General features: G+C 72.3%; 5 protein-coding genes. 2 read left to right on the top strand and 3 right to left on the bottom strand.

The annotated features are described in order from the left end of the window. Positions 1 to 62: 62 nt before the first annotated feature. Together H299_RS0123545 and H299_RS0123550 are read right to left on the bottom strand one after the other, a co-directional pair. A complete protein-coding gene (locus H299_RS0123545; RefSeq protein WP_027750412.1) occupies positions 63 to 1,094 on the bottom strand; it encodes a methyltransferase in 1,032 nt (343 codons plus the stop codon). Positions 1,095 to 1,196: 102 nt separating this feature from the next. Further along, entirely contained in the window at positions 1,197 to 2,783 is a 1,587-nt protein-coding gene (locus tag H299_RS0123550; protein WP_027750413.1) for a class I adenylate-forming enzyme family protein, read from the bottom strand. A gap of 853 nt (positions 2,784 to 3,636) precedes the next feature. On the opposite strand from H299_RS0123550, the gene H299_RS37735 reads away from it, so the two are divergent. Then, positions 3,637 to 3,948: a hypothetical protein gene (locus H299_RS37735; protein ID WP_158692379.1), complete on the top strand. Its 312-nt coding sequence runs from the start codon at positions 3,637 to 3,639 to the stop codon at positions 3,946 to 3,948. Between the two features lie 952 nt (positions 3,949 to 4,900). Here H299_RS37735 and H299_RS35870 read toward each other — a convergent pair. Next, positions 4,901 to 5,356 (bottom strand): hypothetical protein, encoded by a 456-nt coding sequence (locus tag H299_RS35870; RefSeq protein ID WP_051262779.1) that lies wholly within the window; start codon positions 5,354 to 5,356, stop codon positions 4,901 to 4,903. Between the two features lie 344 nt (positions 5,357 to 5,700). Here H299_RS35870 and H299_RS0123565 point away from each other — a divergent pair, with 344 nt between their 5' ends. Next, positions 5,701 to 6,933 (top strand): helix-turn-helix domain-containing protein, encoded by a 1,233-nt coding sequence (locus tag H299_RS0123565; protein WP_199782496.1) that lies wholly within the window; start codon positions 5,701 to 5,703, stop codon positions 6,931 to 6,933. The last annotated feature ends 213 nt before the right edge of the window (positions 6,934 to 7,146 follow it).

Genomic DNA, 7,146 nt, shown 5'->3' on the forward strand with positions numbered 1-7,146 from the left:
CGCGGGCGCCTTCAGCCGGGGCCGGGCCTCCGGCCGGCCGCCCCGGTGAGGGGGCGTGCGGGTCAGGTGGTCTTCGTCGCGGAGATGAGGGCCTGGACGGGGATGACGTCCGGGGGGATCTCGTCGGCGTTCTTGGTGATCGCGGCCGTCACCTGGAAGCCGCTCTGCTCCAGCCAGCTTTGGTAGACCGAGAGTTTCTGCGGGCCTCCCTGCCCCATGGTGCAGCCGATGAAGAAGGCCGGGAAGAAGTCGACGTTGTAGTTGCCGGTGTCCTTGATGTCCTCGGGGTAGACCGGCACGAGGATGTGGACCGCTCCGCCGGGTTCGAGTGACTTGTGGACGCCGGCGAGGATGCGCAGCACGTCGTCCTTGTCGAACATGTCCAGGAAGTGCTTGATGAGTACGGTGTCGTATCCGGTGGGGATCTGGTCGAAGACGTCGCCGCCGATGAAGGAGAGGTGCTCCTCCAGGCCCTCGGCGCGGAAGTTGGCCAGCGCCTCGGTCTCCTTGCCGGGCAGGTCGAAGGTGGTCACCGTCAGGCCCGGGGTGGCCTTGTGCCGGTAGGTGTGGATCGCTCCGAGGCCGGTGTTGCCGGCCAGGTCCAGGACCCGGGCGCCGGCGGGGATGTCGATGTTGCCGAAGAACCAGGGGTCGATGTTGGCGGTGACGGTGTTCATCAGCGTCAGCCAGGAGTCGTTGAGGTCCTGGTGGTCGGCGACCGCGTCGTAGAGGGTGCCCTCGGCGCCGTAGAGCTCCTTGAGGCCGACGACGGTGCCGGTGCGGGCGCTGGGGGTGAGGTAGAACAGCTGCCGCAGCGCGGTGACCTTGATCAGGTTCATGTAGCGCAGGGCGCGGGTGAGGTCGCTCTGGGCCACCTGTGCGAGTGCGTCCAGGCGGTAGCCGCCCGAGGTCTGGTCGTGGGCGACGAAGCCCTCCTTGACCAGCAGCAGGAGCAGCTGTTCGACCGCGTCGGGTTTGACGCCGACGGCGTCGCCCACCTCGGCCGCGGTCAGGCCCGGGGTGTCCCGGATCGTGTCGATGATGCCCAGTTCGAAGCAGGACAGCAGGCTCATGAACCGCGAGGGTCCCACCATGTACTCGCGGAATCGTGCGAGTGTGGCTTCCGGCGTCAAGGCGTCGTCCCTTTCCAGGAGGTTGGCTCCGCCGCCGTGCGGGGCGGGGCGGGGTGAGGGGGTTCAGGGGCGCTCGTGCGGCTGCTGCTGGATGCGGCGGGCCAGCTCGAGGCGCTGGACCTTGAGGGTGGCGGTGCGCGGGAGTTGGGCGTGGGGTATCTGATGGGGGTCGGCCAGTTGCGGGAAGCCGGTGACAGCGGTGCGCCAGCGCTCCAGGTCCAGCGGTTCGTCCTGGTGGGTGCACACCACCGGGACCGGCCGGCCGCCGGGGCCCTGGACGACGACCAGTTCGGTCAGCTCCTCCAGTTTGCCCAGGACGACGTCCTCGATCTCCAGGGTGCTGCGCATGCCGGGGATCATGTCGACTTCCCGGTCGAGCATGTGCAGGCAGCCCAGCCGGGTGCGGTAGCCCACGTCTCCGGTGCGCCACCAGGCGCCGTTGCGGTTGGCGTCGTAGCGCTCCTGTTCGCCGAGGTAGGTCTTGGCCAGGCCGGGCCAGGCGACCTCGATGAAGCCGGGGTTCTTCTGCGAGGGGGTGCGGCCGTCGCGGCTGACCACGCGTACGCGCGCGGCGCCTTTGGGCATGGCCCAGCCCACGCAGCGCCCGTTGGTGCGGTGGGCGGAGCGGCGCAGGTAGGCGCGGCCGACGGCGGGGCCGACCTCGCTTTGCCCGTAGATCTGGAAGAAGAGGGCTCCGGGCCGCTGGGAGGCGTTGAGCAGGGTGCTCATCGTGCCGGGGTGGATGGCGTCGAAGGTGCTGCTGAAGACCTTCACCGAGGCGAACGGGCGCCGCGGGTCCTGGGCCAGGGCCTCCCATTCCATGAGCGAGTTGGGCAGCGCCTCGATGAGGGCGGGGCGGTGGAGGAGGAACTGCTCGGCGACGGCGGCGGGGTCCGCCTCGCGCAGGAGCAGCACCGGGTACTGGCGCAGCAGCGCCAGGGACATGGCCGCGACCATCCGCGAGTGCACGAACGGCACGTGGATGGCGACGGTCTCCCGCTTGCGCATCAGGGACAGCAGCCGCCACTGCGGCAGGAGGCGGATGCCCTGGGTGCGGGGGGTGTGCACCACGAGTTTGGGGGTGCCGGTGGTGCCGGAGGTGTGGGTGATCACGGCGGCTTCGTCGAGGGGCCGGACCACCGGGGTCACGCGGGGGGCGCCGGCGAGGTCGGCCAGCGAGCCGGCCGCGGGCCGGTCTCCGGCCGAGGTGAGCATCCGGCGGGTCAGCCGCGGGAGCGGCAGTTCGGTCAGGGTGTCCAAGGTGGCGCCGTCGGTGAGCAGGGTCGGCCGCTCCAGCCGCTCCAGTAACGCGCCCACGGTCGCGGCGTCCAGGGCCGGGGAGAGGTTGACCACGATGCCGCCGATGCGGGAGACGGCGGCGGCGAGCATCCAGTGGTCGGCGTTGGCCTTCTTGTAGATCACCACGTGTTCGCCGGGCCGGATGCCGGCCGCCCGCAGGCGGGCCGCCAGGTCGTCGACGTGCTCGGCGTACCGGGCCACCGTCAGGCGCCGTCCCGCCTGGGGGAAGACGTCCAGGTCGTGGTCGAGTGTGATGGGCGTCGACGGGTTCACGGCGGCGGCCATGTGCGGCAGGAGGCCGAGGTGCAGGCCGCGTTTTTGTATCGATGCGTAGGCGGTGGAGCCCTTCATGGGGCATGTCTCCTTATGCGGTGGGCACGCGGCGGGTGCGGGGGGCGGCGAGTGCCGTGGGCTTGGTCCGGGGGCCGGGCGGGCCGGGCCGGGGGCCGGTGGGGTACCGCGGCGAAGGTGGGACGCCTGCTGCGCCTGCGCCTGCCGTCCACAGTCCCTCCTTCCGCGGCCACCCTCGTGGCGCGCTCTCGACCAGGGGTCGGTTCCGGCTGGTGGGCGGCTCGAGAAGCGGAACCGGAGAGTCCCGCAGCCGGCGCCCCCGACGCCTCCCCGTACGTTCCACCCGAGGCGCCGCCCTCCGCAAGCAGTTCCCGAACGCGGCTTTATCGGGACGCGAGTCGCGGGCCGGGTAAGGGTGTTGTGCGCGGGGCCCGCAGCGCTTGGCGGACCGGAGCACGCAGCGGAATGCGGAATGCCCCCGCAGGCCCTTGGCCGCACACGCGGAGGAATATCGGGTGAGTTTCCCCGGACCGGCACCGATATCCGTCCCGGGGACAGCGGTTGTCGGGGGCGAGCGGCCTCGTGAAGGAGCTCCGGCGACGTTTCACCCCTGCCTGGGAAAACACTTGCGCGAAGTCAGCGCCGCCGCCGGTCCCTTGCTGTGCGGTCTGTACGTGCGGCGGGTGCAACACCCTCTGCGGGTGCAGCCCGGTCTCCACCAGGAATGCCTGCACCTGGTGGCGCGGGTGCCCAGGAGAGCGAATCCGGCGAAGGTTTCGGCGAGCCGCTGCCGGGGCCCTCTCCACACCTCGGTGATCGACACCCGTCAGCATGTCGGCTCGTCCTCGGATCGTGGTCCCGAATAGGTCGTGAACGAGCAGGGGCCACTCCCCCGCCGGGCACCGTGCCCGACTTGGCCCGGTTTCTCGCGCAGCATCTGGCATGGCGGGCGGCCCGGTGCGCGGCGGCCGGCTTCGCCGACGGGGCCGCGGGCCTGGTCGGCGAGTTGCGCCGGACCCTCGATCCCGACGCCGGCGGCCTGCGCACGCCTGCCGGGAAATGCGTCGTGGACGACGGCACGGAGACGATCAGCGCCTCCTTGCGAAGCAGCGGCAGTTCAGGAGGGAAACGCGTGGCCTGCCGCCCGGGGAATCCCTGGGAAATGCACGAGCGGCCCGGTCTGCGGAAACGCATGGAGCGGCAGCAAAAGGAGGTCGGCGCATGACCAGGCGCCCAGCCACCGGCTCGTAGCCGCCAATTGTGGCCGCGCCGGCCGTGGGGTGTTTGAGGCGACGATCCGCGAACGGGTAAACCGCGGGAAGGCGACCCGCTGCGGGGCGCCGCACCGCCGTCCGCAGTTCGCAGTTCGGCATCGAGGAACTCGCGAAGATCGCCCTCCAGCGCCTTCCCCGACCCCCCGGGGCGGCTCATGCCGCCGCACACGGCCGCACAGGGCCGAACCCCTGCGAGTGACCCAGGTCACTTCGGTGGGGGTGCCGGTGACGAGGGGACCTCCCCCTGCCTCCCCGCGTCCACGGTCGGTGAACTCCTCCTGCACGCACGGCGGTTGACGGCGGCAGCGCCGCTCGCGCGCGGGGCGGCCGCATGCCGGTGAAGCCGCAGCCGTCCCCCTGGCACCCGTGCCAGGCGGCCCCATCACCACGCGATCCGCGCGCAGAGACGACGAGTGGAGCCGACCGCGTGGACTCCGGCCGACCTCGGCGCAGGGGTTTGCGCCGCCCAGCCGCCGGACCCGCTCCGTGGGCGTCGGCCGCGCCCAGGCCAGGGCCCTCGCGCGGAGCGGGCACGCGGTCGTGTGCCAAGCGGGCGGCGAGCAGCGCCTGATGCGTGGTCACCCGGGGTCCGGCCGGGTGCCGGGCGCGGCCGGGCAGCAGGCGGGAGACCGCCTCCCCTCCGGTCCACGCTTCCTGCCCGTCCCGGCAGGCGGCGACGCCCTGGGCGCAGTTGGCGAAACAGGGCAGCCGCACCGGCGGCCCGGCCGGAATGGCAGCCTCCTGGGCGGCCGTCGCGCCCGCGTCGGGGCGCGCTCCGGCCGTGGCCCGGCGCCCTCGAACCGCGCTGGAGCCTGGTCGGCACGGGCGGGCCCTGGCCTGACCGCTTCCTGCACGGACGGCGGTGACCGCTGCGGCGGGCGCACGAGGAGGGGCCCCGGCCCGTCACCCGGCCGGGCGCAACGCAGTGGCCGTGCGGAGCATGAACGCCCGCAGGACCAGCGCCATCTCCATCCCGCACAGTGCCACCCCCAAGGTGACGTGGGCGGCGATCGACGCCTCAAGGCCCAGGAAGATCTGGACCAAGGTGGCCGCCAGGATCACGATGCTCGCCGACAGCGGCCACTTCAGCCGACGGTTGCGGCGCCACAGCAGGACCGCTGCCACCACCTGCACGAGCGCCAGCACCTGGAACGCGTAGGCGTTGAGGCCGTGCGGGTCGATCGAGTCGATGTCGCCGCCCAGGAGCAGCCCGGCCAGCAGGCCCTGCACCAGGGTCTCCAGGCAGGCCAGGGCCGCCGCGATCCGCAGCAGCGCGAGCGCGCCGCGGCCCTCCACCACAGCGCCGGCCATGCCTGCCCCGCCGTGCGGGGGCGCACCCGCGGAAGAGGTGTCGTGCATCGAAGTCTCCACTCCTCTGGGCAACTCGGGCACGGCGCGACGCGGGCGGCTGCTGCCGCGAGGGGCAGCACCCGCTGCGCCGGAGCCCACACGCCCTACCGACGACGCAGCCCGCTGAGATGTGAGCCCGCGGACCTGCCCCGTGGGCTGCCGATCTGCTCGATGCGACGCAGGGCGAGGCCGAAGTCGGCACGCAGGCGCCGCCGGGTGCCGGTGGCGGAGGTGGCGCGACGCGGGGAGAGAGGGGGCGAAGCCCCCGCCGGGTGAGGCGGAGGTTGATCGGTGTCCCCAACCGCCCCACGGGCGTACCGTTTGTGAGCGCGACCACGGAACCAGGGGGCAGCATGCCTGAGAGCACGGAAATCGCCGCGCTGGCATTCGGGCAGCGCATGCAGATCCTCCGCACCCGGCGTGGCATGACCCGCCCCGTGCTCGCAGGCCTGCTCGGCATGTCTCCCAGCTGGGTCAAGCAGGTGGAGCGGGGCACCTTGCACGTCCCGCCGCTCCCCATGATGCTGCGCATCGCCGAAGCGCTGCGCGTACGGGACCTGTCCGAACTCGCGGGGAACCCGTCGGTTCCTGTCCACCTGTTCGCCGGTCCGGGGCACGCCAGGCTGCCTGCCGTGCGGGCGGCCGTCGACACTTTTCCCCTCACGGACCGCGACCGGGAGGCACCGGACGCCGCGCACCTGCGGGCGCAGCTCGCCCAGGCGTGGACAGCACGCCATTGCGCTGCCCGCCATCGCGATGTCCTCGGCGCGCTGCTGCCGGGGCTGATCCTGGACGGGCAACTCGCCGTGCGCCAGACGGACACGGCGGCGCAGCGGCGGACTGCGCAGGCGGTTTTGGCCGAGATCTACTCCCTCGCGCAGTTCTTCCTGGCCTACCAGCCCGACAGCGCGCTTCTGTGGCGTGTCGCCGAACGCGCCATGGTGGCTGCCCAGGAGTCCGAGGCTCCGCGCACCCTCGGCATGGCGGCGTGGCTGGCCGCGGAGGCGCATCGCGATGCCGGACATTACGACGGTGCGGACAGCGTGACGCACGAGACGCTCAGCTATCTGAAGCCCCTGCTGGCTGACGCGGGCGATGAAGTCCGCTCCATCGCGGGGGCGTTGCAGATGGCCGCCGGATACACAGCGGCGCGGCGCGGGGACACGGGTTCCGCGTGGGGCTGGTGGGACAAGGCGGAAAAGACGGCGCGGACGCTGCCGGCGGATTACTACGACCCGGTGACCTCGTTCTCGCGGGCCATCATGGGCGCACACGCGCTGACCGTCGCGGTGGAGCTGCATGCGGGTGGCGAGGCCGCGCGGCAAGCGGCGCAGGCAGACGCACGGTCCATTCCCTCCCGGCCCCGCAGGGCACGGCACCGCATCGAGGAGGCTCGCGGCTTCCAGCTCGGCGGCCAGCCGGAGAGGGCACTCGCGACGCTGGAGGGGGCGTACGCGTCGGCACCGGACACGATCCGCTACAACGGCTACGCCCGCCGCATCATCCTCGAGGAGGCGGAGGCGAAAGCTACGGGACGACGGCGCCGCGCCGCTGAACTGGCAGTGAAGGTAGGCATGCTGACGTAGGGGCAGGATTCCTGACCCTGGCTGAGCTGGGCTGCTCATACGGTCTGTGAGTACCTGTTCGCTCACTCTCCGGGGGTGCCGCCCGATGCTGCCCACCACACCTGTACCTGCCCCGGCCGCCGCTTCGGTGCGTGCTGCCGTGGATCGGGCGTTGGCCTCGTTGACCGCTCCGGCAGGGCCTGAGTTGGCGGTGTTGGAGGGGGAGGTGCGGGG

The organism is Streptomyces sp. CNH287, assembly GCF_000424825.1.